The 25,108-nt window shown below is 52.9% G+C and carries 24 protein-coding genes, 1 tRNA gene, 5 pseudogenes and 1 riboswitch; of the genes and pseudogenes, 15 read left to right on the forward strand and 15 right to left on the reverse strand.

The window, feature by feature from the left end; all coding sequences use genetic code 11:
• Positions 1-63: 63 nt before the first annotated feature.
• The 3 genes from TRICHSKD4_RS22320 to folB form a co-directional block, all read right to left on the reverse strand.
• Positions 64-1,854 carry a methyl-accepting chemotaxis protein gene (locus TRICHSKD4_RS22320; protein WP_009469252.1) on the reverse strand — a complete coding sequence of 597 codons (1,791 nt, stop codon included), beginning with the start codon at positions 1,852-1,854 and terminating at the stop codon, positions 64-66.
• Between the two features lie 186 nt (positions 1,855-2,040).
• The gene (locus tag TRICHSKD4_RS22325) at positions 2,041-2,355 is read right to left on the reverse strand and encodes a hypothetical protein (RefSeq protein WP_009469253.1); all 315 of its coding nucleotides are present in this window, start codon (positions 2,353-2,355) and stop codon (positions 2,041-2,043) included.
• A gap of 94 nt (positions 2,356-2,449) precedes the next feature.
• Positions 2,450-2,821 carry a dihydroneopterin aldolase gene (gene folB, locus TRICHSKD4_RS22330; RefSeq protein WP_009469254.1) on the reverse strand — a complete coding sequence of 124 codons (372 nt, stop codon included), beginning with the start codon at positions 2,819-2,821 and terminating at the stop codon, positions 2,450-2,452.
• 219 nt (positions 2,822-3,040) lie between these two features.
• Between folB and TRICHSKD4_RS22335 the strand changes: the two genes are divergently transcribed.
• The 3 genes from TRICHSKD4_RS22335 to TRICHSKD4_RS22340 all read left to right on the forward strand — a co-directional run bounded on the left by TRICHSKD4_RS22335 (position 3,041) and on the right by TRICHSKD4_RS22340 (position 5,828).
• Positions 3,041-5,053 (forward strand): acetyl/propionyl/methylcrotonyl-CoA carboxylase subunit alpha, encoded by a 2,013-nt coding sequence (locus TRICHSKD4_RS22335; RefSeq protein WP_009469255.1) that lies wholly within the window; start codon positions 3,041-3,043, stop codon positions 5,051-5,053.
• A 97-nt stretch (positions 5,054-5,150) separates the two neighbouring features.
• Positions 5,151-5,303 carry a 5'-nucleotidase gene (locus tag TRICHSKD4_RS31320; RefSeq protein ID WP_009469256.1) on the forward strand — a complete coding sequence of 51 codons (153 nt, stop codon included), beginning with the start codon at positions 5,151-5,153 and terminating at the stop codon, positions 5,301-5,303.
• A 3-nt stretch (positions 5,304-5,306) separates the two neighbouring features.
• Positions 5,307-5,828, forward strand: coding sequence for an HAD hydrolase-like protein (locus tag TRICHSKD4_RS22340; protein WP_256377431.1), 522 nt, complete (start codon positions 5,307-5,309; stop codon positions 5,826-5,828).
• A 9-nt stretch (positions 5,829-5,837) separates the two neighbouring features.
• Here the strand turns inward: TRICHSKD4_RS22340 and TRICHSKD4_RS22345 are convergent, their stop codons facing one another.
• Complete coding sequence (locus TRICHSKD4_RS22345; RefSeq protein ID WP_009469258.1) at positions 5,838-6,335, reverse strand: GNAT family N-acetyltransferase; 498 nt, start codon at positions 6,333-6,335, stop codon at positions 5,838-5,840.
• 122 nt (positions 6,336-6,457) lie between these two features.
• A riboswitch (FMN riboswitch) is annotated at positions 6,458-6,616 on the forward strand.
• An 86-nt stretch (positions 6,617-6,702) separates the two neighbouring features.
• On the opposite strand from TRICHSKD4_RS22345, the pseudogene TRICHSKD4_RS22350 reads away from it, so the two are divergent.
• Both TRICHSKD4_RS22350 and TRICHSKD4_RS22355 read left to right on the forward strand, forming a co-directional pair.
• Positions 6,703-7,610: pseudogene (locus tag TRICHSKD4_RS22350) on the forward strand (DMT family transporter).
• Positions 7,611-7,779: 169 nt separating this feature from the next.
• The gene (locus TRICHSKD4_RS22355) at positions 7,780-8,715 is read left to right on the forward strand and encodes an NAD(P)-dependent oxidoreductase (protein ID WP_009469261.1); all 936 of its coding nucleotides are present in this window, start codon (positions 7,780-7,782) and stop codon (positions 8,713-8,715) included.
• 11 nt (positions 8,716-8,726) lie between these two features.
• On the opposite strand, the gene lipB is transcribed toward TRICHSKD4_RS22355, so the two are convergent.
• The gene (lipB, locus tag TRICHSKD4_RS22360; RefSeq protein ID WP_009469262.1) at positions 8,727-9,437 is read right to left on the reverse strand and encodes a lipoyl(octanoyl) transferase LipB; all 711 of its coding nucleotides are present in this window, start codon (positions 9,435-9,437) and stop codon (positions 8,727-8,729) included.
• 111 nt (positions 9,438-9,548) lie between these two features.
• Between lipB and TRICHSKD4_RS22365 the strand changes: the two genes are divergently transcribed.
• The 4 genes and pseudogenes from TRICHSKD4_RS22365 to TRICHSKD4_RS29670 form a co-directional block, all read left to right on the forward strand.
• Positions 9,549-9,815 (forward strand): FliM/FliN family flagellar motor switch protein, encoded by a 267-nt coding sequence (locus TRICHSKD4_RS22365; protein WP_009469263.1) that lies wholly within the window; start codon positions 9,549-9,551, stop codon positions 9,813-9,815.
• A 178-nt stretch (positions 9,816-9,993) separates the two neighbouring features.
• Positions 9,994-10,080: transfer RNA gene (locus tag TRICHSKD4_RS22370), tRNA-Leu, on the forward strand.
• A 110-nt stretch (positions 10,081-10,190) separates the two neighbouring features.
• Positions 10,191-10,529 carry a DUF6538 domain-containing protein gene (locus TRICHSKD4_RS32450; protein WP_371256886.1) on the forward strand — a complete coding sequence of 113 codons (339 nt, stop codon included), beginning with the start codon at positions 10,191-10,193 and terminating at the stop codon, positions 10,527-10,529.
• A pseudogene (locus TRICHSKD4_RS29670) lies at positions 10,474-11,306 on the forward strand (IS3 family transposase); the annotation flags it as partial. The gene TRICHSKD4_RS32450 and the pseudogene TRICHSKD4_RS29670, both read left to right, overlap by 56 nt.
• Before the next feature lie 234 nt (positions 11,307-11,540).
• Here TRICHSKD4_RS29670 and TRICHSKD4_RS22390 read toward each other — a convergent pair.
• Positions 11,541-12,799: pseudogene (locus tag TRICHSKD4_RS22390) on the reverse strand (IS110 family transposase).
• 138 nt (positions 12,800-12,937) lie between these two features.
• Between TRICHSKD4_RS22390 and TRICHSKD4_RS30375 the strand changes: the two are divergent.
• Positions 12,938-13,231, forward strand: a pseudogene (locus TRICHSKD4_RS30375) (transposase); the annotation flags it as partial.
• A 33-nt stretch (positions 13,232-13,264) separates the two neighbouring features.
• On the opposite strand, the pseudogene TRICHSKD4_RS31815 reads toward TRICHSKD4_RS30375, so the two are convergent.
• Positions 13,265-13,872 (reverse strand): annotated as a pseudogene (locus tag TRICHSKD4_RS31815) (IS5 family transposase); the annotation flags it as partial.
• Positions 13,873-13,956: 84 nt separating this feature from the next.
• Positions 13,957-14,247, reverse strand: coding sequence for a hypothetical protein (locus TRICHSKD4_RS22405; protein WP_040615985.1), 291 nt, complete (start codon positions 14,245-14,247; stop codon positions 13,957-13,959).
• A 341-nt stretch (positions 14,248-14,588) separates the two neighbouring features.
• Here TRICHSKD4_RS22405 and TRICHSKD4_RS32455 point away from each other — a divergent pair, with 341 nt between their 5' ends.
• From TRICHSKD4_RS32455 to TRICHSKD4_RS22415, 3 genes are all read left to right on the forward strand, one after another.
• Positions 14,589-14,939, forward strand: coding sequence for a GNAT family N-acetyltransferase (locus TRICHSKD4_RS32455; RefSeq protein ID WP_371256946.1), 351 nt, complete (start codon positions 14,589-14,591; stop codon positions 14,937-14,939).
• 346 nt (positions 14,940-15,285) lie between these two features.
• A complete protein-coding gene (locus TRICHSKD4_RS28550; RefSeq protein ID WP_050763517.1) occupies positions 15,286-15,507 on the forward strand; it encodes an AEC family transporter in 222 nt (73 codons plus the stop codon).
• On the forward strand, positions 15,495-16,226 hold the full coding sequence (locus TRICHSKD4_RS22415) for an AEC family transporter (RefSeq protein ID WP_009469267.1): 732 nt from the start codon (positions 15,495-15,497) through the stop codon (positions 16,224-16,226). Before TRICHSKD4_RS28550 ends, TRICHSKD4_RS22415 begins: the two co-directional genes overlap by 13 nt.
• Before the next feature lie 327 nt (positions 16,227-16,553).
• Here TRICHSKD4_RS22415 and TRICHSKD4_RS22420 read toward each other — a convergent pair whose 3' ends face one another.
• From TRICHSKD4_RS22420 to TRICHSKD4_RS22450, 7 genes are all read right to left on the reverse strand, one after another.
• The gene (locus TRICHSKD4_RS22420; RefSeq protein ID WP_009469269.1) at positions 16,554-16,781 is read right to left on the reverse strand and encodes a hypothetical protein; all 228 of its coding nucleotides are present in this window, start codon (positions 16,779-16,781) and stop codon (positions 16,554-16,556) included.
• 523 nt (positions 16,782-17,304) lie between these two features.
• On the reverse strand, positions 17,305-19,293 hold the full coding sequence (locus TRICHSKD4_RS28555; RefSeq protein WP_050763519.1) for a diguanylate cyclase: 1,989 nt from the start codon (positions 19,291-19,293) through the stop codon (positions 17,305-17,307).
• Positions 19,294-19,543: 250 nt separating this feature from the next.
• Entirely contained in the window at positions 19,544-20,206 is a 663-nt protein-coding gene (locus TRICHSKD4_RS22430) for a hypothetical protein (RefSeq protein WP_009469271.1), read from the reverse strand.
• An 87-nt stretch (positions 20,207-20,293) separates the two neighbouring features.
• Positions 20,294-20,704 (reverse strand): LPD25 domain-containing protein, encoded by a 411-nt coding sequence (locus TRICHSKD4_RS22435; protein ID WP_009469272.1) that lies wholly within the window; start codon positions 20,702-20,704, stop codon positions 20,294-20,296.
• A 105-nt stretch (positions 20,705-20,809) separates the two neighbouring features.
• On the reverse strand, positions 20,810-21,337 hold the full coding sequence (locus TRICHSKD4_RS22440) for a hypothetical protein (protein ID WP_009469273.1): 528 nt from the start codon (positions 21,335-21,337) through the stop codon (positions 20,810-20,812).
• Between the two features lie 57 nt (positions 21,338-21,394).
• Positions 21,395-21,718 (reverse strand): hypothetical protein, encoded by a 324-nt coding sequence (locus TRICHSKD4_RS22445; RefSeq protein ID WP_009469274.1) that lies wholly within the window; start codon positions 21,716-21,718, stop codon positions 21,395-21,397.
• 450 nt (positions 21,719-22,168) lie between these two features.
• The gene (locus tag TRICHSKD4_RS22450) at positions 22,169-23,518 is read right to left on the reverse strand and encodes an IS5 family transposase (protein WP_009465529.1); all 1,350 of its coding nucleotides are present in this window, start codon (positions 23,516-23,518) and stop codon (positions 22,169-22,171) included.
• 197 nt (positions 23,519-23,715) lie between these two features.
• On the opposite strand from TRICHSKD4_RS22450, the gene TRICHSKD4_RS22455 reads away from it, so the two are divergent.
• Together TRICHSKD4_RS22455 and TRICHSKD4_RS22460 are read left to right on the forward strand one after the other, a co-directional pair.
• On the forward strand, positions 23,716-24,210 hold the full coding sequence (locus tag TRICHSKD4_RS22455; RefSeq protein ID WP_009469275.1) for an Lrp/AsnC family transcriptional regulator: 495 nt from the start codon (positions 23,716-23,718) through the stop codon (positions 24,208-24,210).
• 162 nt (positions 24,211-24,372) lie between these two features.
• Entirely contained in the window at positions 24,373-25,059 is a 687-nt protein-coding gene (locus TRICHSKD4_RS22460; RefSeq protein WP_009469276.1) for a glycine cleavage system protein T, read from the forward strand.
• Positions 25,060-25,108: the final 49 nt, after the last annotated feature.

Genomic DNA, 25,108 nt, shown 5'->3' on the forward strand with positions numbered 1-25,108 from the left:
AGCTGAAATGAAAACGCCCGGTCATCTCTGACCGGGCGTTTATTGTTTGAAACCTGTGAACTGTCAGGCAGCAGAGCGGGAGGTAGAGTGCAGGAATTCCTGAATAGCACCCTGAATACGGCTGGAGCTGTCCCCCAGCTGTTTTGTTTGCTCTTCGAGTTGGGATACTAGCTCCCGGTTCTCTGCGGTCATGTTTCCAACACGGGAAACCGAGTCAGCCATGCTGTCTGCGTTGGCAGTTGACTCTTCTGCAGCATTTGCAATTTCGCCTGTTGCCTGGTGCTGCTGATCGACAGAACCGGCCAAGTCTTCAACGAATGTCTTCATTTCCGTTAGAATGTCGTTGATCTGGCGAATGGCGTCGACGGAGCCGCCGGTGGAACCCTGAATGGCTTCGATCTGCGTTCTGATCTCGTCCGTTGCCTTGCTGGTCTGGGTCGCCAGTTCTTTCACCTCGGCTGCCACAACGGCAAAGCCTTTGCCAGCCTCGCCGGCGCGTGCAGCCTCAATTGTGGCGTTCAGTGCGAGAAGGTTGGTCTGCTCGGCAATGTCCTGAATGAGGCCGATAACAGTGCCGATACTGTCTGCCATGGAATTCAGTTCCGTCATCTTTTCGCTGGCAGAGGTCGAAACCGCAGTCGCATCGCCAATCCGGGTTGTTACCTGACCGATGCGATTGTTCAGCTCTGAAATCGAGTTTGATAGCTCTGAGCTGGCCGAAGCGACAGTTTGCGCTGAGTTTCGAGCCTCTGTTGTTGAAGACAGGGAGCCGCGAGACTCACTTTCCGTATTCTCAGCATAATCCAGGAGGCGCCTGGAATTGTCCTGCACGTCCTCAATCAACTTGCCCATACCGCTAATTAAATCACCGATTTGAGTGTTGAACTCCGCGGTAAAGGCAGCGCGCTCCGCTTCCATCTGCGCCTGCATTCGCTTGTCGTCTTCAAGCTTCTGCGCTTCAAGGTTTTTCTTTTCAACGAGAGAAAGACGCAGCTTCTCAAGGATACGCGCCATGCCGCCGATCTCGTCATTACGATCAACTTCCGCAACACTTTGATCAATTGATCCGTCGGACACAGACTTCATCACGCCGTAAAGGTGTTTGGTTGATTTCAGGATCCGGAGGAACACGAAAGCCACGATCCCGAACAAGGTGCCGATGGTGAAGAGGACACTCAGGAGAAGGATGATCGAGGCGGATTGCTGCTTGGCCTCCGCCGCCGCCACATTCGCGTTAATTCGTTCCTCCATCAACTGATAGAACTCGTCGACGGGGCGCATGATTTTGCCCTTGTAACGATGGTACTCGTCACTGTGCAGCATGCGGATCGGCACCAGCGGATCACCCGCTTCAATTGGATTGCCGTTCTCGTCCAGGCCCTTGACGTAATTCATCGCCTTGACCTCGAGGTTGACGAGGTCATCAGAGTTGTTTTTTGCTTCTTCCAGCTTGGCAAACTCGGCTTCCGTGAAACCTGCATCTTTCATGCGGTCCAACAAGGCGCGGCTTTCACCATCGGGCCGTGGTTTTTCAATGCCGTCGCTGACAAAGTCCCAGTAAATCCGATGATAATTGATCGGGGTGGGGGCCTTGCCGTCACGAATTGCAAGGATCTTCATGAACTGCTGTTCGTATTGATCCTCACCTGTCACAACATAGGTTCGGGCGAGACGGGTAAGATCATCCGAACTCTGGCGTAGTTCATCAGCGAGCAGATAGGATTCGTATTGATTTTCAAGCGCAGCGTTCAGGTCCTCAGACGCGCTGCTGAAGGACATGTCCGCGTAGATCAGAGCAGCGGACGAGACGACAGACACCGCCAGTCCGGCGAACATGTATTGAGAAATTCGCATTTTTCGCTTTCCAGTTTCGGCATTAACCACAACCTAAGCGAGAGAATATGCTTTATTGACTTAAATGGAGGTTAAATAAAGCGGCTCCAGAGTAAGTAATAAAGATTTGTTATAATTACATATTTTCAGAATATTCTGGACGCAACCTTCTTGTCTCAGTGTGTTGTGGAGGTTGTTGGTCGAGTGTCAGCGAAACCTATTCCAGCGATCATTGAAGAGAGGTTCCTTACACTCATAAGCAACCGGACATTTTGGATTGTCTTTGGTCTTTGCATATTGGGTGAACAAGCGCTCCCAAGAATCGCAGTAGCGGTAGTTGGATACAAATCGGGAATAGGTGTGTGGTCCTGTCGCAAACACAACCGCGCCATTTTGCCGGACCATGGCCTGTGCTTTAGCGCAAGATAACTTCCGCACATCAGGGCGAGCTTCTGCCGCAATGGGGAGCAAAACAAACAGCGATGCCGCTATGTTTGCCAAAAAAACGCGTGTTCTTTTCATCAATATCATTCCGCTCAATGGACCCAGTTAAAGGTCAATTAGGCGCAGAAAATGCGGCAGCAAGGTGGCTTGTTAGGCGGACACCTGATCCATTTTAGGTGATTCCCGGACGGTTGCGCAGGATTTCAACACTCACCTTGCCAGCGGCTATTGGCAGCGGGGCACCGGGTTTGTGCACCCGCACACGAACCCTCTGAATTCGCTCATCTGCTTCAAACAGCGTTTCTGCAATGGCGCCGGCAAGCCGTTCAATCAGGTTGAAACGAGTTGTGGTAACCGTTTTTTCGACCGATTTGGCCAGTGTCGCGTAGCAAACGGTATCAGAATACTCGTCGCTTTCTGTTGCTGTTCTCAGGTCCATCCAGCAGGTCAGATCAACCAGAAACCGTTGGCCCAGCTTGGCTTCTTCATCATAGACGCCGTGATAGGCAAAGAAGGCAAGGTCTTCGAGATGAATGGCGTCCATTGGAATGCAGCCTGATCGTTCGTGTCGCGGTAGGGATTTGCAAACAAGCAACCCACTTACTTGGTTGTGGCGGGAAAATAAAGGACACATAAGACGCAAAATGTTCAGAAACGGTCCTCTCAGCGATGTCATTGAGAGTAGTGTCAACCTTTAGATATATTGCGCTGCCGTTGCGCTCCGCCTAAAAGACGGCAAAGAGATGTTTTGGGTGGAGCACTTATGTTTTCGAAGATCCTGATCGCCAACCGCGGCGAAATCGCATGCCGGGTCATCAAGACGGCCAAACGCATGGGCATTAAGACCGTAGCGGTCTATTCTGATGCTGATCGGGAGGCTTTGCATGTGGAGATGGCTGACGAGGCTGTCCATATCGGTCCGGCTGCTGCCGCCGAATCCTACCTGATCCCGGAAAAGATTATCGCCGCCTGTAAGGAAACCGGCGCAGAAGCCGTTCACCCTGGATATGGATTTCTGTCCGAGCGGGCGAGCTTTCCGGAAGCCCTGAAAAAAGAGGGTATCGTTTTCATCGGTCCGAACCCGCGCGCCATTGAGGCGATGGGCGACAAGATCGAATCCAAGAAGTTCGCCAATGATGCAAAGGTTTCCACGGTTCCAGGCTATCTCGGTGTTATCGAGAGCCCGGATCAGGCCGTGGAGATTGCCAAGGACATCGGCTACCCGGTGATGATCAAGGCGTCCGCAGGCGGCGGCGGTAAGGGCATGCGGATTGCCTGGAATGACGAAGAAACACGCGATGGCTACACCCGCTCCAAGTCGGAAGCAGCCTCGTCCTTCGGCGATGACCGTGTTTTCATCGAGAAATTCATTGAAAACCCGCGCCATATCGAAATTCAGGTGCTGGGCGACAAGCATGGCAACGCCATCTATCTCGGCGAGCGCGAATGCTCCATTCAGCGCCGGAACCAGAAGGTCATCGAGGAAGCGCCGTCTCCGCTTCTGGATGAAGAAACCCGCCGCGCCATGGGTGAGCAGGCGGTCGCTCTGGCCAAGGCCGTGGATTACGATTCGGCTGGCACGGTGGAATTCGTCGCTGGGCAGGACAAGAGCTTCTACTTCCTGGAAATGAACACCCGCTTACAGGTGGAACACCCTGTCACAGAACTCATCACGGGTGTCGACCTCGTGGAGCAGATGATCCGCGTTGCTGCTGGCGAAAAGCTGGAAATCAAACAGGAAGACGTCAAGCTGAATGGCTGGTCCGTCGAAAGCCGGATTTACGCTGAAGACCCGTACCGCAATTTCCTGCCGTCCATTGGACGCCTGACTCGTTACCGTCCGCCGGAAGAGGGCGTTGCCGATGGCCTGACCATCAGGAACGACACTGGCGTGGTTGAGGGGTCGGAAATTTCCATGTTCTACGACCCGATGATTGCCAAGCTGGTCACCCATGCGCCGACCCGTGAGGAGGCGATTGACGGTATGTCGGAAGCTCTGGACGCCTTCTATGTTGATGGCATTCAACACAACGTCCCGTTCCTGACGGCTCTCATGAACCACCCGCGTTGGCGCTCTGGCGAACTGTCCACCAGCTTCATTGCCGATGAATATCCAGATGGGTTCCAACCGGCTGAGCCGGATGAGGCTGCACAAGCGCTTCTGGCCGCCGTCGCGCTCTCCATGGGGGCACTCAATCGGGAGCGTCTGGATCATCTGACTGATCGCCTGCGCCCGCATTCCGGCGCAATCCGCGAGGATTGGGTGGTCAAGATCGACAAGACCTACATCCCGATCCGCCTTGCTGCTGGTTATCCGGGCACTCCGATTGAAATTGACGTTGCCATCGGTGAGGGGCCGATTACGACCGTTGAATCTGATTGGGCACCGGGCGATCTGTTGTGGAACGGCAAGGTCGGCGAGCGGAACGTCACCGTGCAGGTGCGTCCAGTGATGGGCGGCTATCGTCTGGACTGGCAGGGCTATTCCGTCATTGCCAAGGTCATGACCCCACGCATTGCCGAGCTCGATGATCTGATGCCGGAAAAACTGCCACCGGACACCTCCAAGATGCTGCTTTGCCCGATGCCGGGTCTGGTGGTGTCCATCGCGGTGGAAGAAGGGCAAGAAGTCAAAGCTGGCGAGCAGCTGGCCATCGTCGAAGCCATGAAGATGGAAAACGTCCTCAGAGCCGAGCGCGACTGTACTGTGTCGGCCATCAAAGCCGGAGCAGGCGACAGCCTCGCCGTTGATGCTGTCATCATGGAATTTGAATAAGCCGATCGAGGCTTGCTTTGAGTGATAAAACCGGCGAGATGATCGCCGGTTTTTTGTGCCCTAAATCCAGCTTCATTCTCGCAACAGGAAATTGACCTTGGTTCTTCCCAGTACGACCCAACCGCTCACCACCGTCCTGTTCGACCTTGATGGAACCCTGAGCGATCCGTTTGAAGGCATCACGCGCTGTATCCAATATGCCATGGAAAAGATGGGAGTGGGCGTGCCGGAGGCATCCACACTTGGCTAGTGTATTGGTCCGCCGCTCTGGGACAGTTTCGAAATGCTTTTGAACACCAAGGACCGGGCGGTGACGGATCAGGCTGTAACCTATTACCGCGAGCGTTATGCCGAAAAAGGTATGTATGAGAACACGTTAATCGACGGAATTGAATCGGTTGTCCAAGAACTGGCAGCTCAAAACATCAAGCTCCTTGTGGCGACGTCAAAGACCAACACCTATGCGGGCAAAATCGTTGAGCATTTCGGCCTGATGCCGCCAATTGAAACGGTCTATGGCGCAGAACCGGACGGAACACGCTCCGACAAAACAGAACTGATCGCTCACATTCTTGAGGATGAAGGCTTGTCTGCGGCCGAATGCGTAATGATTGGGGATCGCAAGTTTGATCTGATCGGCGCGCGCAACAATTCTGTCCGCAGCATCGGCGTTCTCTGGGGATATGGCACGTGCGGAGAGTTGGAAGCCGAAAAGCCTGATTTTCTGGCTGAAAGGCCGGAACAGATTTTGGAATGGGTCACGAAGAGCTCCTGACCCCTCCTTTCAAAAATGTCGGTACACAAGGTCTTCCGGGTCTTTACGGGGGGCTTTGTTATCGAGTGTCGCTCCCAAACGCTCAGCAAGGCGGCGAGAGCGGATGTTGTTGGCATCGATGTAGCTGACAAGCGTTGGTAGCTTGCGCACATCCCGTGCCCAATCGCGATAGACGGTTGCCGCCTCAAATGCGTACCCTTTGCCTTCAAAGGCCGGGTAAACGTACCAGCCAAGTTCGGTTTCCGGAAACAAGGGCCCGGCGTTGATGCCGACCTGCCCGAGGGTTTCACCAGTTTCCCTGTCATCTAACATCAAGGCACCGTGACCGAACAAAGACCATTGGCCGAGGTCATGGCAGAACATGCCCCAAGCGAAAGGCATGGTCAGTGGGCCGCCCATACCTTCTGAATAATCAGACTGCATCAGTTCCAGATAGGCCGGCCAATCGGAATAAGTCATCGGCCTCAGGGTCAAACGGTCAGTTGAAAGTGTGGGGGCATCAAGCATTTCAAAAATCCAAGGTGAATACGGTCGGCAAATGCCGCGGGAAGAATATGAAAGTTCAGTGATACTGAAATTTTCATCAAAAGTCTTTGTTTTTCAATGTGTGAGGCGGTAATAAAAACGGGAACAGTTCTCGGGGCGGGGTGAAATTCCCCACCGGCGGTGACAGGTCACTGGTTTAGGCCAACCTGAAGCCCGCGAGCGCCTTGGTTTTGGACCAAGGGACAGCAGATCCGGTGCAATTCCGGAGCCGACGGTTACAGTCCGGATGAGAGAGAACGATGGCAGGTGTGCTCCTCCGCGCAAGCGGATTGGCGCGCCGTGAGCGTGCTCGGACTGTTCGCTGAACGTTGGCAACAAGGGTCCGGACATGACTGATATTACCAAACCCAATTCTCGCAGCTCGACACTTGCAGTGCTGGCCATGGTCGGAGCAGGGGCATCCTTTGCTCTTATCAACGGCGCGCTGCAAGCCTCCACCATGCAGCTGGGCGTCGCATCAACGACAGCAGCCTTCTGGCAATATGCGTTCGGCCTGTTGGTTGCCATTCCCTGGGTGCTTCGCGGTGGTCCGTCCGCTGTCAAGACCGATCAAATCGGCTGGCACCTGCTGCGGGCGGTTCTGGCGGTCATCGGTATCCAGCTTTGGGTGGCCGGGTTGGCGAAAGTGCAAATCTGGCAGGCCATCGCCCTGGTCATGACCTCACCATTCTTCGTGATCATCGGCGCAAAACTGTTTTCCGTGAGCGGGTGGGCTGGGTGCGCTGGCTGGCCACCATTGCCGGGTTCTCCGGAGGTATGCTGATCCTGGAGCCATGGACGGAGAGTTTTCATTGGGGTGCCATACTGCCGGTGGGGGCAGCTGCGTTCTGGGCTGGAACGTCACTTGTGACCAAGAAGCTGACACGTACTGAAGCGGCGGATACGATTACGCTTTATCTCCTCTTGTTGCTGACACCGGTCAATGCCTTCCTGGCCTTCGGAAACGATGGAGTGATGGTTTCCGGTCTGTCCATGTGGTTGCTGCTCGGCGCAGGTGGGCTGACTGTACTGGCTAACTATTTGCTGACACTGGCTTACCAAAAGGCCGATGCTGCCTTCATACAACCGTTTGATCACCTCAAGCTGCCATTGAACATTGCTGTTGGCTGGTTCGCCTTCGGCTTTGCCCCATCTGGTGCCTTCTGGCCGGGTGCCATTATTATCGTAGGGGCATCGCTGTTGGTCATGGTGGACGAAACCAGAGCAACCCGCAAAGCCCGGATGGCAGATGCTTGATGACCCGATGCGCTGACGCGCCTGAATTTGCAGGTTTCACCAATCCTTCAGCGGGTTGAGTACTGGATAAGCCGGATTGCGCTTTACGCTACGGCTTAGTTTTCCGTCGACTCAGCTATAGTGGCAGCCAAATTGAGTTTGGCGAGACTGTCGGCGGGACAAGATCAAGATGAAGCACATTCTTCTAACTGGCGCATCCGGAACACTTGGCCGGTTCATCGCCGAGCGCTTGTTGAACGATGGGCACACCGTGACATGTCTCGGGCGCAGTGATCCGAAAATCGACGGCACCCACTATGCGCGTTGGAATCTCGGACAGGAAAATGTCACCCTGCCACCGGCTGACGCGCTTGTTCACGCGGCACTCTTTCATGAACCGGGAAAATACGAGGGTGGGGAAGGCGACGATCCGCATACCTTCATCGAAATGAATGTAGGCGGCACAATTCGCCTGTTCGATGCAGCCAAGCGGGCCGGGATCGCGCAGTCGGTCTTTCTCTCCTCCGGCACCGTTTATGCAGACACTGGCAATTGGAAAGTGTTGAAAGAAGACGCGGACCTTGGGCCAGACAGTCTTTACGGGGAAGTCAAAATCGCCGGAGAGATGGCGCTGGAAAATCAGTGCGATGACGCTATGCGTGGCACAGCGCTCCGCGTTACTGGTGTGTATGGCTTGGCACCCGGGAAGACGAGCCACAAATGGTCTGGTCTTTTCATGGATTGCGCGGGCTCAGAGCCGCTAGAGCCTGACTTGACAACGGAAGTGCACGGCGAAGACCTCGCTGCAGCCGTCGCGCTTGTTCTTGATCGTGATGAGGCTTCCCAGCCGGTTTTCGATATCTTCAACGTCTCCGATATTCTTCTGGATCGGCAGGACCTCTTGCGCTTGTTTGCAGAAAAGGCAGGCCTCGCGGTTCCACTTCCAGACCGCAGCCCCGGAGCTCTTGGTGTCATGGAGCCCGGCAAACTAAAGGTTTTGGGCTGGAGCCCCGGAGGAATGGCCAAACTGGACGAGTTTGTGACAGAAGAAGCTGCAAGATTTTCCAGCGTCGTGTCCGCAGCCCGCAAAGCCCGTGCTGCTGGCGGAGGCGGAAAGGCCGTTTAGGGATAATCCAATTACCCCGCGCTGACGGTCGGCCCGAATATCTTCTCAAATTCGGCACGCAAAACCATGTCGTTTTCGGCCATGGTCACAGGTATTCCAAGGTCAACCAGACTGGTAACGCCGTGTTCTTGAACGCCGCAGGGCACAATCCCTGAAAAATGGTCCAGATCCGGTTCCACGTTAAAGCTGATGCCATGGAACGTGACCCATTTGCGCATGCGAATGCCTATGGCCGCGATCTTGTCTTCTGACGTGGCGCTGCGTTCCGGACGCTGTACCCAAACGCCGACACGATCTTCCCGGCGCTCGCCGCGTACATGATAGCTCCAGAGCGTGTTGATGATCCACGCCTCCAGCGCGGCAACAAAGGCGCGGACGTCCTGCTTGCGGCGCTTCAGGTCCAGCATGACATAGGCAACGCGTTGTCCCGGTCCATGATAGGTGTATTGCCCACCGCGCCCCGTCTTGAAAACCGGAAACCGGTCCGGCGCAATCAGGTCTGCCTCATCTGCCCGCGGGCCTGCAGTATAGAGGGGAGGGTGTTCGAGCAGCCAAACCCGTTCAGCGGCCTCTCCGTTGCTCAGCGCCGCCACATGCCGCTCCATCTCGGCCACGGCCAGCTCATAGTCAATAAGCGTATCTTCAATCACCCATTCCACTGGCGGAGACCCGTCAACAGGGGAAAAGTCGAACGTGAGAGTTTGGCGATCCGTGACTGGCATGGTGCGTTAATCTTTTGTAAACTTTTTGAGTGCCGTATCGAAGGTTAACGGGCGTTAATCAGTTCGCCCCGACGGGTACCTGTAATCCTCTCATAGGGATCCTTGATCCAAATGACCACCTTAGACGACATCTTTGTTGATATTTCCGTTGTTCTCGGCAAATCCGAAATGCCAATCCACCAGCTGTTGCGGATGGGACGTGGGGCTGTAATTGATCTGGACGTCAGTGAAGACGACGATGTCGAAATCTACGCCAACAAGACGCTGGTTGCGACAGGGCAGGTGGTCTTGTTGGGCGAGCGGATCGGTATATCGGTGACGGAAGTCCTCAGGCGTGGTCCGGAAATCAGGCCAATGCGGACGGATGGCCCGCTCTAAAAAACGATTGGGCTGTGTGAACGAATTGGTTGTGGAGCTGCGCAGCTAAAACTTTATCCACTATCCTGTTTATTTCGAAAAATCAGCTTGCACCCTAAAATGCCTTTTGCTACACGGAGGCCCTCGACGCGGAGTGGGACACGCTTCCTGCCGCTACTAACGCGTCGTTTGGATATTCGCGGTCGTGGCGGAATTGGTAGACGCGCAGCGTTGAGGTCGCTGTGGGGTAAAACCCGTGGAAGTTCGAGTCTTCTCGACCGCACCAATTTATCACTTGCTAAGTGATTGAAAAATAAGACCTTCTTTGGAAGGGCTTTTTGGTTTTCGCACCTTTTGCTTGAAAAGACATAGCATTTGTCTTTTGTGGTGATTTCTATGGCTCGTGAAGACAGGTATTTGCAGTTGTATCGCGGAATGTGGCGATACTGGAGACGCGTTCCCAAGGCTGTTTCGCATCTTGATGACCGAAAGGTTATCCAGGTCGCGCTTGGAACAAGAAATATTGAAGTCGCAAGGGTGCGCCGCGATGCGATGGAAAGCGCCGACAATCAATATTGGACAAGCCTGCGGACGGTAGGTGCTAATGAGCAGGCTGAGGCCCGTGATCCTCCCCCTTTGAAGTGGTCCATCGTTATGTTTAGGAAAACGGAGGATCAACATGGCTACGAAACGTCACAAGCCAGAAGAAATTGTCTCGAAGTTGCGGCAGGTTGAAGTCCTTGTCGGCCAAGGCATGCCGCGCATTGATGCCATTCGGCAGGTTCGTATCACCGAACAGACGTATTACCGGTGGCGAAAGCAGTATGGTGGGATGGGAACCGACCAACTGAAAGAACTCAAACGCCTTCAGAAAGAGAACGAGCGGCTGCGCAAGGCAGTGTCTGACCTGACCCTGGACAAGTTGATCTTGTCGGAGGCCGCAAAGGGAAACTTCTGAGCCCCGCCCGTCGTCGAGCCTGCATCAATCACATTCGTCAGCATCTCGGCGTGTCAGAGCGCCGAACCTGTCGTGTTCTGGGTCAGCACCGGTCTACGCAGAGGAAACCTCCAGCAGGGCGTGCTGACGAAGAACGTCTTGTGGCGGATATGATCGCACTCGCCCGTGAGTTTGGCCGTTACGGTTACAGGCGTATTGCAGCTCTGCTCAGAGATGCTGGTTGGCATGTGAATGACAAGCGTGTTGAGCGGCTGTGGCGACGAGAGGGGCTGAAAGTGCCAATGAAACAACCGAAGAGAGGGCGGCTCTGGCTGAACGACGGATCATGTGTCCGGCTGCGGCCAGAGTATCCCAATCATGTCTGGAGCTATGACTTCGTGCACTGCCGAACCAATGAAGGAAAAGCGTTCCGGACACTGAACATCCTGGACGAGTATTCCCGAGAGTGCCTGGCAATCCGGGTGAAGCGAAATCTGAACTCCACCGACGTGATTGATGTGCTAACGGATCTCTTCATCCTGCGAGGTGTTCCAGCCTACATCAGATCAGACAACGTCCTATATTCGGAATGACTGGCTGCTTTGGCATCAGGTCATTGTCGTGCTGAGCATTCTCGGCACGTTTGAATTTGCGTCAGTTTGGCTTTTTGATCAACAACATGTCTCTCCCATAACAAACACAGAGTACGCTTTTGCGGCTCTCACCGTCCTTAAGACGAGATCTCTCTGTCGTTGAGCAGAAGGCCTGAACATTATCTACGAGGTCGAATGTTCGCCTCTACGGCCCTGTCAGAGAAGGGTCCTTCTGCCGTCGATCATCCCTCAAAGAAGGGACGATAGGGTTCGCCGCGTTTGATGATCCCGTGTACGGTGCGGGCCATCTTGGCAGCGATTGCGGTATAGGCCTTTCGGCGCAAATGGGTGTTTTGTCGATCCTTGGCGATGTAACGTTCGAACTTGTCGCGGAAGCTGTTGGTCTTTTGCAGGATGGCAACCTGACCAGCCATCCAGAGAGTACGGCGCAATCTGGCATTGCCATATTTTGAGAGTTTGGTCTGGCCTCGGAAAGTCCCGGACTGGATCGTTGCGAGGTCCATCCCGCAAAACTTCAGAAACTGGCGGTGATGTTGAAAGCGGCGCAGGTCACCGGCTTCTGCCAATATGGTCAGGGCGTTTATCGGACCAATACCAGGAATGGATGTCAGCAGCTGATAGTCCGCATTGTTCTTGAGCAGCTCAACGGCGCGGTCCTCAATCTGATTACGCTGCGCGATCAGACCACCTCCCTCCGCGAGAACCATCCGGAACATCCTTACAGCGTCAGAATCTGGGGTAATTGGTAAGCCGACGGAGGTTTTTGCAGTCTTATAAATGTCTGCAAGCAAACGCTCTTTTGAGACCTTGCGGCCAACGACCTCCCAAGCATCGGCAATGAAGGCCTTTTGTTCCATGGCCGAGATAAAATGCGGCGAAGGATACCGCTCGAGGAAGGCAAAGAACCAATCACTGCGCGAACTGCGATGAAAGCGTTCTGCCTCGGGCCAATACAGCGGCAGGTAATGGGTCAGAACCCGATGCCAAAGCTCGGTCTTCGAGCGCGAGACGATGTCGTGGGTTTTGGAAAGTTCCTGAAGATCGTTCGTGCCGCACAGCATGGGGTCGTGGTAGAACTGCTCGTTCCCGATCTGCATCATGTGCAGGATGACCTGGGCATCCTTTGGATCGTTCTTGTCCCAACTGTTGTTCAAAGCCTCGCGGGTGCGGGCCAAAGCAACGGACGACACCAACTTGACTTCGAACCCTGCGCGCCCGAGCCGGTAAGCTAGGGCGCGATGGTAATTGCCCGTTGCTTCAAAAGCCGCGCGCACAGGACGACCATAGTCCAAGAGCGCCGCGATCAAGCGGTTAAAGTCGTCGAGCTGGTTCAACACAGTCAGACGGCGGCGGCGTTTTTTACCCGGAACAGCAATCAAAACTTCATGGCGAGCTTTTGCGATGTCGATCGCAACCAAAACAGGCTCGGTCTGTGCAATATTGGCATCGGTCATAGTCGGTCTCCCTTGCAGTGTGGTTTGTTGCAAAACCACTGTAGGGACCTGAGACCCGGCTATGATCACCTTCTGCGCTATTTGGTGGCTGCGCAGGCAATCATAGCCTCTGAAGCAGTGTCATTCCGAAGGTGTTATGGGCCGGAGTTCATTGCTCAGGCAGTCAGGGACTGGATCAACGCTGTGGGTGCAAAGACCGCGTACATCGAACCAGGTTCGCCATGGGAGAACGGATACTGCGAGAGCTTCAACGCCCGCCTCCGAGATGAGCTACTCAATGGTGAAATCTTCTACAGCTTAAAGGAAGCACAAATCCTGATTGAACAATGGAGGAAACATTACAATACCAAACGCCCACACAGCGCCTTGGGCTACCTACCACCGGCACCAGAAACCATCGTCCGGATGGACCAAAGCCCAGTCATGCACTAACAATCAAAACGGACCACTCAGGTGGGGCTGATCATCATAGCGGATGGCGCGTTTACGGTTTGAGCAGCCAGGAATGACCGGGACGATTGCGCGCTGGCGCAGATGTCTGCGCAAGCTGTTGGCATCGTATCCCTTGTCAGCGAGCAGGTACCTTGCTCCCTTCAAGCCTGCCAGCAGATGAGGCGCAACCGGAGTGTCTGCGGCATTGCCGCCAGTCAGCAGGAACGCAAAAGGACGGACGATCACGTCGGTAAGAGCATGGATTTTTGTGGTTTGCCCACCCCGCGACGGCCCGACCGCCTGATTTTTCGCCCCCCTTTACCGCCGTGGGCCGAGCGATACGCCTTGACGTAGGTACTGTCGATGGAGGTGCTTTTGGTCACCGCGCCCGACGTTGCCAGCGTCTCGACCAGATCGGTCCAGAACCGTTTGCGAGACCAGCGGTTGAAGCGGTTGTAGATCGTCGTCGAAGGCCCATAGGCTGACGGGCAATCGCATCAGCGGCATCCCACTTTGAGAACATGGATGATGCCTGAAATCACCCTGCGGTCATCGACCCTGCGAGCGCCCCCTATGTTCCTCGGCAGAAGTGGCTCGATCGTTGCCCATTGCTCATCCGACAGCCAAAACAGATGTCCCATACAAGCCTCCAAATCACATATTTTGGAACCTTGAATCTGATTTGCTACATCAAATCAATGATTTCAATGGGAATTGCCCCCAAGTCATTGTTTCGGAGGTATATTATCTACATATCGCTTATTGTTTTGAATATTTTGGACGCGCGCTTCCGAATTTGTCCGCTCTTTGTGATCAATCAAGTACATATTCTGCGCTTCTTTATTATCCACGATCTCTTTTACTTCCTGTTTAGATATGACTTCTGGGCGGCTTAACCCTAGTTCTCGAGTCAAATCTTGCAACAGATTTCCAAAAATCTCAGCTGTATTAGGCACACTTGATTTTTTGCGTTCGCTCTCGAAAACGTCGTGTGCACTATTGGGCCCAATAAGCATACTTCGCCCCTCCTACAAATCATTCCAACCAATCAAACGATTTGCCTTATATTTAACAGTATGTGAATCAGTGTTATCTACTTAGCAACTCTCAGTGCACTCGGCCCTAGGGAAAGCCATTGTAGTTATTGATTTGGCGTCATAAATAGAATTACAAAATTAAAACAACGACTTCAATGGGTTTTGACCCTACCCTGTATGTCAGCGTTAAGAGTTTGATAGCACACTCGGGGATTACAAATTGACGCGTAATATTTGAGGAGTTTCAAATCATTTTCTCGTCTGAATTGGAAATCAAGAAAATAGCCGCCGAGGAAACGATTGATATTCGTCATCGGGTTATGTGGCCTGATCGTCCTCGGAGGGATGTGATCCTGGCAGATGACATGAAAGCCCTGCACTTTGGTGCTTTCAAGAACGGACAGTTAGTTGCTGTCGGCAGTTTCTTTAACGACAGTGGGGTCGTCCGACTACGTAAGCTAGCGGTTGAACATGAACACCAAGGCAACGGTATTGCCAGTACCTTGCTGCAGGCTGCGATAGAAGATCTTCGTCATGAAGGATGCACCCGAATTTGGTGTGATGCACGTGTTTCAGCATCCGAATTCTATCTGCGGAATGGTTTCAGTCTGGACGCGCGTGTCTTTCAGAAAAGGGGCATAGACTACGTTGTCGCAAGCCGAGTCCTGTAAAAGGAGTTGGTCGCACGAGTTAAGCGAACACGCGCATTCGAAGAAGCTGCTGGATCATGTTTCCGGTCTTGGCACCTTAAGGGTGAAGACCGGAAACCGTTGTTTCCTGATATCAAGTAATCGAGGTCGTACTCCTCTCGGGAATTGGGGCGGTAAAATAGAGGAGCCCAAGGTGCCGAATGCTGCGCCGCCCATGAAAGTCCGGTTGTTCTCGGACGCGGACCATTTCCAGACAAGCGACTAGACGCTTTTGCCCTTATCGTTACAAAGCGGATAGTTCGATTTATTGTTGTCAGCACCTTCAACGTGGCGTTAATAGGAACGGGCAATTTAGAAGAGGCCACATGTGACATCAGTCTTTTCAACCACAGGAACCATCTTCTTTATCATTGCAATCGGTTACTTTGCGGTTGATCGGAAAGTGTTTTCCCGCGATGCCCTACAGGTTCTGGGAAAGTACGTCGTGAATGTGGCATTGCCAGCACTCATCTTCCGTGCACTGTCCGGTCGTGGATTTAGCGAAATTTCGAATGTTGGCTATCTGGGGGGTACCTTTTGGGTTCGCTGACCGTTTTGATAGCTGGCTATTTCTTTTCCAGAACCTTTTGGAAGACTAGCCCAATCTCAAGTACTTTTGATGCTACCGGTATGGCCTGCGCAAATAGTGGATTTGTTGGTTACCCTTTGCTGCTCATGTCACTCCCATCGATTGCCCCTACTGCTTTGGCATTGAACATGGTGGTCGAAAACTTGGTCATCATTCCACTTGTGCTAATTCTGGCAGAGCGAGCGACCGCCCCAACCTTGAATGGCCGATCACTGGCAAAGCTTATCTTTCACCGTGTCAGCACCAATACCATAGTATTGGCCATGGTAGCGGGTATCGCGGTTGCGGTGTTTAATCTGCCGATGCCGGTGTTCGCATCCAACGGAATCGACCTGATCGCGCAATCAAGCGTTGCCGTTTCGTTGTTTGTAATTGGCGGTACCGTTGCCGGAATCTCAATTAGATCTGTCGGGAAAAGGGTCTTCGGTGTGGTCATAGGGAAACTTGTTATTCTTCCAGTTGCTGTTTGGATGGGCTTCAACGTCATGGCTCTAGCCGGAGCCGGCGTGGATGACGCGAACTTGCGCAAAGCTGCAATCATTATGGCAGCGACACCTGCAATGTCGATTTATCCAGTCTTGGCCCAACGATACGGGCAAGAGGAACAAGCAGCATCGGCAATGTTTGTCATGACCGCGATGTCGTTCTTTACAATCAGCGGGCTTTTGTACCTGCTTTAATCCACGAAAGTAGGTTTTAATACAAATGCTCGGTTTCGACGCGAAGCAGCCATTTGTTGAGTCATTGCGAAAGCCTTCTTTGTCCGGATTGCGGTCATAAGCACCTTGCTCGGGTGGGGGTTCGAAGCGTCGGAGTCAAACCACTAGTTTGATATTTAGATTTATGAATTTAATTGTAAATAGAGGAGCGTGTGATGAGTTTCAAACAGGCTTGGCGTTACATCAGGGACATCGAAGAACACCAGATGCCTTGGCCGACCATGTTTCTGGCATTTCTGATCATCGCAATGGCGACGCTGTCTGCGGCAGCGTAATCGAGTAGAAGCCTCACTCCTCTCTCGCAATACTTTCAAACTCTCGCTGGACCGCCGCTTTGGCCTTTTCTTTGGTGTCCTCAATCCCCTGTGCACGGGCGTGGGTGTCGTTGACGAACCAATACCAGCGCTTGCCGCCTGCCTCCAGATAAACACGCGCCTGAAGGCCCGGAACCCCATCACAGTTTGCTGTCCCGTCATTGGCCTTGCCTGGCCATGTTGCGCGGCACTTCAGATCCATTCTTGAGTATAGCCTCGTTCATTCGTTCTTATTATGTTCTCATGAGCTGATTGGCGGAACGTGTCCAGAACGTGGCTCGTCGCATCCTCAAAATTCTTGAAATTTCCCGCCTTAATTGACGCGGGAGATCCGGAGCGCGGCGATGCTCCGGAAATCGGCAGTCCGCCAGGACTAAACGCTGGTCGATGTCAGACTAGCATTCCATCGCCCCCGCGATCAGACCTGACGGTCTGATACTGCCCTGCCGAGCAGGTCGTAGGGTTATCGGAGTGCTGAGGCGCTTCTGGAGCTCCTTGCTTATTCACGGATAATCGGTGGACGAGGTCTGCCGGACGTGCGAACGGATGCTCGGCTATCCGGAGGGGGGACCGCATTGGAGCCGTTGGAAACACCGTCCAGGTGCAAATCCCCCAGCTTATCGGAAACGCAATCTTGCGCACGGAGCGTGAGAAGAGGTTTGGGGCGAAGCGTTTTCAGTCCAACGAAAACGGGCCAGGTAGTTGGTAGAGCTGGCCCACTAATCTCAAGCGGCATCCTGTTTGGTGTCAGAATGTCTTGCCTCATCTTCCAGTTGGGATTTTAAGGCCATCAGATCCTTGACGGCGGTCTCTGGCGTAGAAGCAGCTACTTCCCCGGTTTGCGCCATTGTAACCTGATTACGCCCACTATCCTTTGAGCGGTAGAGTGCGTCATCAGCGACCTTGATCAGATCTTGCGGCATCATTCCATGGTCAGGACAGGACGCCACACCACTGGAAATCGTGATTTTGGGTAGGTTCTTTTCGCCGTATCGAACAGTAATTTTTTCAATCACCTGACGAAGCGCCTCCGCCCGTTCCATCGCTTCTTCGGACGTTGCGTCTGGAAGAAGAACCATGAACTCCTCCCCGCCGATGCGGCACGGCAAATCATCTCCTTCAAACTGTTGTTCAAGGGCCGTACCCACGGCCCGCAATACCATGTCACCTGCGTCGTGACCGTTATTGTCGTTGAACGTTTTGAAGTGATCGACATCGATCGAGATCAGGGACAGCGAATGCCCCTTATGCCGGGCCTTCTCGATTTTCGAACGAAGAGATTCGACGAAATGACGGCGATTGAACAGTCCCGTAAGCGGGTCACGAATGGACTGATTGTGAAGTTCATCGCGCATGCGCGTATTCGAGATTGCCATGCTGATTTGCTCAGCAGACATTTGCGCCAATTTCCGATTTTTCAAAAATTCTTCTAATTCAACACCTTCTACAGCGTTCAGGTGCATCAGTCCAACCGTCTCGCCATTCGCCAGGATTGGCAGGCAAATAGAAGCGCGGTCCTCATCTTGAGGTGCTACATGCTCACATCGGAAATTGACTTCATTTTCTCCAAATACATAAGGACGCCCCCGTCTGAGGCCCCAACAAGCATCTGGCCGTATATGTGCTTCCAGCGCGCCACCATTCCAGGAACATGCACCGTCGAGCACATCTCGTGAATTTGAATAGACGTAGAGCGAACCAGCGGTGTTCGGTAGCAGCTTGATCATGAACTGGCTCACCATATCGAACAGCTCGTTCAAGTTGCTGCTGGATTGAAGCCACTCGTTGAGTTCGGAAAGCAACCGAATTTCCCGTGTCAGTTTCAGCTGCCGATCCTTTTCATCTTTCTCTCTCTGACGCGCATCAATCAGACGCTTCTTGAACACATGGAACGCTTGGCCAATGTCTCCAATTTCGTCGTTCTGAGAGAAACCTAGCTCCGCGTTCAAATCGTTGCGAGACAAGGAATAGAGAGCCTCCGCCACTTTACGGAGTGGCGTCACAATAACTGTTCTTCCCGACCAAGAGACCAAGGTTAAAGACAACAACACCGAGCCAATCGTCAGAAGCAATGTCAATCGGAGGGCATCTTGTTCACGTTCAACCGCAGTGGTTGTCGCATCCAACGTGATGTCCTGAATTTCAAACAACAAGGTTTCCAGTTGCGAATTCAAAGCAGAGTGTTTGGCTTCCACCCGGGCAAACTGGGCTTCTGCTATACCACGCTCTCCCAAGCTTGCCTTTGCCAAAGCACTTGTTGTGACATGGGAATAGACTGAATGTTCATCGGCCACCGCTCTGATGGTCTCCAGAATGCTGGAAAATTTCGCGTTCAATTCCTCTGATGTTGCGAGGGATGTTGCGTTTTCTGCAGCCTCTTCCGCTTTCAGCAATTCTTCGCCAATCTTGGCACCCAGAGTTTCAATGTTCGATCTTATCTCAATCAATTCAGGACTATTGGGCTTTGAAGTGGTGTCGTTCAGGCGCAAAAAGCGTTCTGTCAAAACGGATTGCTCAAGACGATGGGCTGTAACTTGGCTGACCGCAGCAGACAGGGGAATTTCTGCGTCGGCAATGAACTCAAAGTCATCGCTTATCTTGCTCAGCTCAAAAACACCAAAACCAACTGACAAGGTTACAAGAGAAATTCCGGCTACAACAATCGACAGGATTTTCCCCATAACAGTGAAGCGAACTTTAGACTGCTCGTGCATTGTACCCCCCCAAAAAAAACAATCGAAAATATAAACTTTAATAAGTTAAATTACTCTAACGCAGGTGTGGTTTACAGAAATACAATATATTACAATGTGTTATTAATATTTACGAAGTGAAACTTCGTGTAGTATATCAGTATATACCTATTTTAATTAAGGTGGTGTAGTTATAACTCAGCGGCATGTTTGCTGCAATTTTTGTGCAGTTTGACGTGTCAGAGTTATTTGAATGAATTCTTAAGCAGTATCAGGCCAAGTGGCTACACTGCTGAACGTTGCCTACCTCGTTTACTGGCTCAATTCGGAAAATCGTTCTCAAATTTCCAGTTTGAACTGAAGCAGGAGATCCGGAGTATTGGTGGTCGGCGGTGTTTCCGCTTCCCGCCTCCGGTTCAAGAACCTGCACGGTCTCGCCTTCCGGCAATCCGACCCTGTTAATCAGAATGTCAACGGTCTTGGTGGGAGTGGCGAAGTATCCCGGAATCCTTCGGAACCGGACATCATCCAGCTTCTGCTGAAGGTCTGCGGCTACGCGCCTTTCATCTGATCCGTTGTCCTCGATCATCGACCACAAAAGCAGCGCGGCAGGGCTGTTGTTAGCTGGTTTGCCTGTTTCGCGCGGTGCGTCATAGTACCCGCTTCCGCGCGTTGTTTCCGGACGTGTCAGGTCTTCAATCGCCTTCTTGGTTGTCAGCTTGGCGAGAAGGTCTGGCACGGTTCCGGATCTGTGGCGCTTTGCAAGCGCTCTGAATGCTTTTTGGGTGCGCACAAGGTGCAAGCCGTCAAGGCGGGCATTAGCGGCCTGTTGAGCCTTGCGGGGTGTGTTTGTTGATCGATCGGCAAATTTGGCGTCGATCTGTGTTTGAAGATTGGCGGCAAGTGTTTCCAGTCGGTCTGCAAGCGTGCTCATGGGTCTTTCCTTTCATCAAGATGAGCGGGAGGGCTCGGGCAAGTTCTGCCTGTTTGGTGATTTCAGGTTCGGAGAGAGGTGCGCCCGCTAGGCGGGCGCTGTTTGATCAGCGTCTACGAGTTCGTAGTGATCGAAGAAGGTTCGGTAGAATGCTGCGGTGGTGCCAACTTCGTTGCCGACGATGCGGTCAAATTCGTTGTGGCGTTCTTCGCCGCGGGTACTATTTGCGAATATAATCAGCTGTTCCATATGGTCACGGAAACCGCGCTCATCGTTCTTCGCAAGGTCGATGCGTACTTGCTTGTAGCATTCACCATTATCGAAGAAGACGCTGATTTTAGTCTTGAGGTACCCGCCTTCGGTGTGACCCAATGCGACGCCAAGGGCAATTTGTTCGAACTCGGAGAAGCGATACTCTTTATCTTCAATGAATTCCGGGGCTTCTGACAAGTGAACCAGAACCTTGGAAAAGCGAGCTTTGTTGGAGAGTTTGGTCATTGTCTGCTGTCCTCATGTGTGGGCGATAGCGCCCCGTTGCGGACAAGAATTATATTAGGGCTATTAGCCCTAAATCTCAAGAGGAAAATTGAATGAATCCGACAACTAGGCGAGTTTCATTCCCTCTGTACGGCGAGCGGATCTGATGTCGGATCGCTTCACCTTCCGCCATGAGCCATTGTCGACCTTGTTCAGGATTTCTGCCTCTTCTTTGCGATCCATGGGGCCATATTTTAGAAAATAGGCAAGTGCTCTGCGGCCCGTACCCGACAAGCCTTGCTTGGCAGACATCATTTTTCTGATTTGGCTTCCATCATTCTTCTCGCCAGCCAAGCCGATTGCGGCTGTGAGGCCGCGTTGGGTTTGTCCCGGTTGATCAACGAGTGCTTTGATTAGTTTGGCGTCCTGTTCGATCTCAATACGTCGGGGAAAAGCCTTGGCCTCCGCAGAATCGGCAAACCATCCGCTTGGAAGGGGCAGCGTGTTGATCCAGTCCTTCAAACTGGCCTGATCGGCCTTTGCACTATCCGGTACGACTGCAAGTTCACAAACTGCATCAAACAGAGCGGCGTCGCTGGCTTCTTCAAGGATCGCCGGAACTGTATTCTCGGCAAGGATAACGGCGACAGGCATGGTCACCTCCTGTTTCTAATTCTCAAAAGGGGGAGGGGCTGAGCCCCTCCGGTTTGGTTATTCGATGATTTCAACATCGCCGCCCGGGTGAGAGACGTAGACCGCCTCTTGGTCGGTATCTGACAGGATGTCCCGTGCCAACTCGCGAAGGGCTTCGCGATTGCCCTCCTGTTTGGTCATGGCGGATTGAATGACTGTGACGTCGTCCTTAAAGAGCTTGCCCTTTGGATTTACCCAATAGCCTTTCGCTTCCCATGCGGTTGCGCCGCCATGGGTTTCGCAAAGGGTGCGAATGGTCCGCTCGATGATTTGGGAATTGTCAGAACCATCGTTATCCTTCAGCGGGATGATGATGGAAGCTGTGTTCAAAGTGTCTAGCATGAGATTTCCTTTCTGAAAAATGGGCGATAGCGCCCCGTTGCTGACAAGAAATATAATAGGGTTAATAGCCCTGTATTGCAAGTGAAAAATAGCGATTGGCTAAAGAAAAATGTTATGCCCTCAATGGTTGTCTGGTTAATTAATGGGTGTTTATTGCGCTAGCGTCATTTCGCCCGTTAAGTCGGGTGCGGAAACATAGCAAAAGACATAGAAAATCGGGCTAAATAATATGCTAAGTAATTGATAATATAATATTAAAAAGTGTTTTTCGGCGCGTCTCGACCGCACCATCCCTTCCCAAAACAAATACTCTTCAACTCCGCTCCAAGTGCGTGTTCGGATAATTCTGCACCGTTTTGGTGGTATTCAGATACGCGTGACGCGGTCACCGCCATGCATGTCGCAATTCCACCTCTTGTCGCTCCCTAAATCGTCCGCCCTGAACAACGTCTAAGCCATTGATGTTGCGCGTGGCCGAAGCAATACGCAAATATTCGATTTGACCGGTTTGGGGATGGGGTTTGTGATCCAGAGCAGCAAAATGATCAGTGCATTGAGGATCAGACGCAGGTTATGACCGGCTGCGGCCAGCAGGGCGTTGATGGCATCGCCATTTTTGCCATTGAGGAAGTTCCGGTCAAGTCGTCCATCTGTTTTCATGTGGCCGATGGTGGCCTCGATCGCTGATCGTCGTTTCAGCTCACGCTTCATCTGTGCCGTCAGCCCGCGCTTCTGGCCGGAGATCATGACCTTGGCGTCGCCCTCATAATCATGCCCCCGATAGCCACGGTCCACATAGACACGCTCAGCTTTGGTGCCGCAGACTTTCTCAGCCTGACTGATGGTGTCATTCAAGGTGTGCCCATCATAGGGATTGCCCTCAAAAGCCCTCGCCGCAAGAACCAATCCTTCCCGATTGGTCGTGGCAATGCCAACCTTGGCCCCGAACTCGTAAGGTGTTCGCGCCTTGCCCTTGGCAATACAGGCCACTTCCGGCGCATGCATGGAATAAATCTTGTTTTTGTCCTTGGGGGTCTGGGCCAGAAGCCGCTCCACCAGTCCCAGCAGACGGGAGAACCGGTGCTCAAGACCTTCGTTGCCTGCGATCTTGCGGGAGATGTCGCGATAGACCCGGCCCAGATAGGTCTTCAGCTTTTTGAGTTCCCGGCGCATCCGCTTGAACTGTTTGGCATGGGCATAACGGCCCGCCATCAAGGCCGCCTTTTTGGCAACTCTGGTATGGCTGCGACGCAAGATGATGCCGGCCCTCTTGGCCTGGCGCACCAGAAGCTGCAAGGCCTTGTGATAAAGACGGCTATCGGTGGGATGGGCAATGGCTTTGGGTTGAACGGTCGTATCAACCAAGACCCGCTCAAGGCTGCTCTTCTTGATCGTCCCGCTCTCAATCGCAACACCTACCGTAGCAGAAAGAAGCTTTTCCATTCCCTCAGGACCAATCCGTTTGCGCCAGCGGGTCATGGTTGAGGGATCAATGGGGAATTGGTGCTGGAAAAACTCAAAACCGCAGAAAGACTGCCAGTAGGGGTTTTCAACCCAACGCTCAACCGTCTCTTCATCGGAAAGATCGTACATGTGCTTGAGAAAGTGCAGCCCGGCCATCAGACGCGTTGGTTTGGCCGGTCGTCCCAAGGGGCGATAATGCCTGCCGAACTCCGCATCAAATTCATCCCAAGGCATCAGACCAGACAGCCGCACCAACGAATGGTTCATATCGATGATTGCGGCCAGGCGTTCCTTGAACAGATCGCCACACCGTTTGTTGCGTTTTGAAGGTCTCATGAGAATATGCCAGAAAATGCGTGCTTCGGATCAACTAACCGGCATATTCACACATCCAAAACCCAATGGGTATCCATACTCTTCAATCAGTTAAGGGGTTTTTCAGCGCGAACTAAATCGCGCATAAAACAAGATGGTCGTGTCGGGCTGAATTCTCACTTGACCGACGTTCTACTCTTCGATTGGTGCAACGGTTTATGCGTGAACGGCAAGGGCTCGATCCAACTGACATTCGTATCCTCAGTGCAGTGCAAAAGCACGGGCAAGTGAGTAAGACCAAGCTGGCTGAATTGGTGAACCTATCCGCAACGCCGTGTTGGGCGCGCCTGACCCGCCTACGTGCGGCAGGATATATCCGCGGATACCATGCCGATATTGCTCTGGAGCGCGTCATAGATGCGACACGGGTCATCGTCACGGTCTCTCTGACTCATCACCGAAAAGCGGACTTTGACAAGTTTGAGAACTTTGTCAGGGCAACGGACGAAATCATCAACTGCGTCGCAACAGGCGGTGGAATTGATTACGTCCTCACCGTGGTCGCGCCGAGTCTGTCTGCGTTTCAGACCCTCATGGAGGATGTGCTGGATGCCGATTTGGCCGTGGAAAGATACACGACTTATTTTGCGACGCGTCTCATCAAGGCCGAGCAACCAAACCTGTCTAAACTGGTGGCCGGTAAGTCCAAGTAATTGGATCAGACCAAATAGACTACAAAGTTAAAAATCGAAGTCTACTTGGTCTTAGAAAAGGTCGTTTTTGGGCTACTCGCCTTGTTCAAAAGTTCTAAGTATTTTTGCGTCAACGAGCTGCCCAGGGCATGTCCCAAAGCGCATTTCAGGGTAAACATCAAGATGCAACAGCAAGACTTTGGGTTTGGGACCCAGATCCGCAAATCACCTTATTTCGACGCCACCGTTCGCTGGGGCGCACAAGGGTTTTCGGTCTATAATCACATGTATATCCCGCGCGATTTCGGTGATCCGGAACAAAATTTCTGGAACCTCGTCAACGATGCGATCCTGTGCGATGTCGCTGTCGAGCGGCAGGTGGAAATCACCGGCCCGGATGCGGCCAGATTCACACAAATGCTAACGCCACGCGACTTGTCCAACATGTCAGTTGGACAGTGCAAATATGTCCTGATCACCAATGCCGAGGGCGGCATCCTGAATGACCCTATCTTGCTTAAGCTCGGTGAGAACCACTTCTGGCTGTCTTTGGCCGACAGCGATATCCTGTTGTGGGCTCAAGGCGTCGCGGTGCATGCGGGAATGGATGTGTCTATCAGCGAGCCGGATGTCTCCCCGCTGCAACTGCAAGGGCCCAAGTCCGGCGAAATCATGCAAGCCCTGTTTGGTCCTGAAATCATGGATCTGCGTTACTATTGGTTCCGCGAAATGGAACTCGGCGGAATTCCGTTGATCGTTTCTCGCACCGGCTGGTCCAGTGAATTGGGCTACGAAATCTATCTGCGCGATTCAGCGCACGGCGATGCCTTGTGGGAGCATATCATGGCCGTTGGAGCTCCATTGGGATGAAGCCGGGGCATACATCAACCATTCGCCGGATCGAGGGCGGCATGTTGTC

It is taken from the genome of Roseibium sp. TrichSKD4, assembly GCF_000148725.1.
Classification (GTDB): domain Bacteria; phylum Pseudomonadota; class Alphaproteobacteria; order Rhizobiales; family Stappiaceae; genus Roseibium.

Bases quoted from the DNA above. Each gene is read 5' to 3' on its own strand.
- TRICHSKD4_RS22445 (WP_009469274.1), bottom strand. From the start codon at position 21,718: ATGCTAGACACTTTGAACACAGCTTCCATCATCATCCCGCTGAAGGAT.
- TRICHSKD4_RS22440 (WP_009469273.1), bottom strand. From the start codon at position 21,337: ATGCCTGTCGCCGTTATCCTTGCCGAGAATACAGTTCCGGCGATCCTT.
- TRICHSKD4_RS22460 (WP_009469276.1), top strand. From the start codon at position 24,373: ATGCAACAGCAAGACTTTGGGTTTGGGACCCAGATCCGCAAATCACCT.
- folB (WP_009469254.1), bottom strand. From the start codon at position 2,821: ATGGACGCCATTCATCTCGAAGACCTTGCCTTCTTTGCCTATCACGGC.
- lipB (WP_009469262.1), bottom strand. From the start codon at position 9,437: ATGCCAGTCACGGATCGCCAAACTCTCACGTTCGACTTTTCCCCTGTT.
- TRICHSKD4_RS22355 (WP_009469261.1), top strand. From the start codon at position 7,780: ATGAAGCACATTCTTCTAACTGGCGCATCCGGAACACTTGGCCGGTTC.
- TRICHSKD4_RS22450 (WP_009465529.1), bottom strand. From the start codon at position 23,518: ATGAGACCTTCAAAACGCAACAAACGGTGTGGCGATCTGTTCAAGGAA.
- TRICHSKD4_RS22365 (WP_009469263.1), top strand. From the start codon at position 9,549: ATGACCACCTTAGACGACATCTTTGTTGATATTTCCGTTGTTCTCGGC.
- TRICHSKD4_RS32450 (WP_371256886.1), top strand. From the start codon at position 10,191: ATGGCTCGTGAAGACAGGTATTTGCAGTTGTATCGCGGAATGTGGCGA.
- TRICHSKD4_RS28555 (WP_050763519.1), bottom strand. From the start codon at position 19,293: ATGCACGAGCAGTCTAAAGTTCGCTTCACTGTTATGGGGAAAATCCTG.
- TRICHSKD4_RS22335 (WP_009469255.1), top strand. From the start codon at position 3,041: ATGTTTTCGAAGATCCTGATCGCCAACCGCGGCGAAATCGCATGCCGG.
- TRICHSKD4_RS22455 (WP_009469275.1), top strand. From the start codon at position 23,716: ATGCGTGAACGGCAAGGGCTCGATCCAACTGACATTCGTATCCTCAGT.
- TRICHSKD4_RS22405 (WP_040615985.1), bottom strand. From the start codon at position 14,247: ATGCTTATTGGGCCCAATAGTGCACACGACGTTTTCGAGAGCGAACGC.
- TRICHSKD4_RS22325 (WP_009469253.1), bottom strand. From the start codon at position 2,355: ATGAAAAGAACACGCGTTTTTTTGGCAAACATAGCGGCATCGCTGTTT.
- TRICHSKD4_RS22430 (WP_009469271.1), bottom strand. From the start codon at position 20,206: ATGAGCACGCTTGCAGACCGACTGGAAACACTTGCCGCCAATCTTCAA.
- TRICHSKD4_RS22345 (WP_009469258.1), bottom strand. From the start codon at position 6,335: ATGCTTGATGCCCCCACACTTTCAACTGACCGTTTGACCCTGAGGCCG.
- TRICHSKD4_RS32455 (WP_371256946.1), top strand. From the start codon at position 14,589: ATGTGGCCTGATCGTCCTCGGAGGGATGTGATCCTGGCAGATGACATG.
- TRICHSKD4_RS22420 (WP_009469269.1), bottom strand. From the start codon at position 16,781: ATGGATCTGAAGTGCCGCGCAACATGGCCAGGCAAGGCCAATGACGGG.
- TRICHSKD4_RS22320 (WP_009469252.1), bottom strand. From the start codon at position 1,854: ATGCGAATTTCTCAATACATGTTCGCCGGACTGGCGGTGTCTGTCGTC.
- TRICHSKD4_RS22435 (WP_009469272.1), bottom strand. From the start codon at position 20,704: ATGACCAAACTCTCCAACAAAGCTCGCTTTTCCAAGGTTCTGGTTCAC.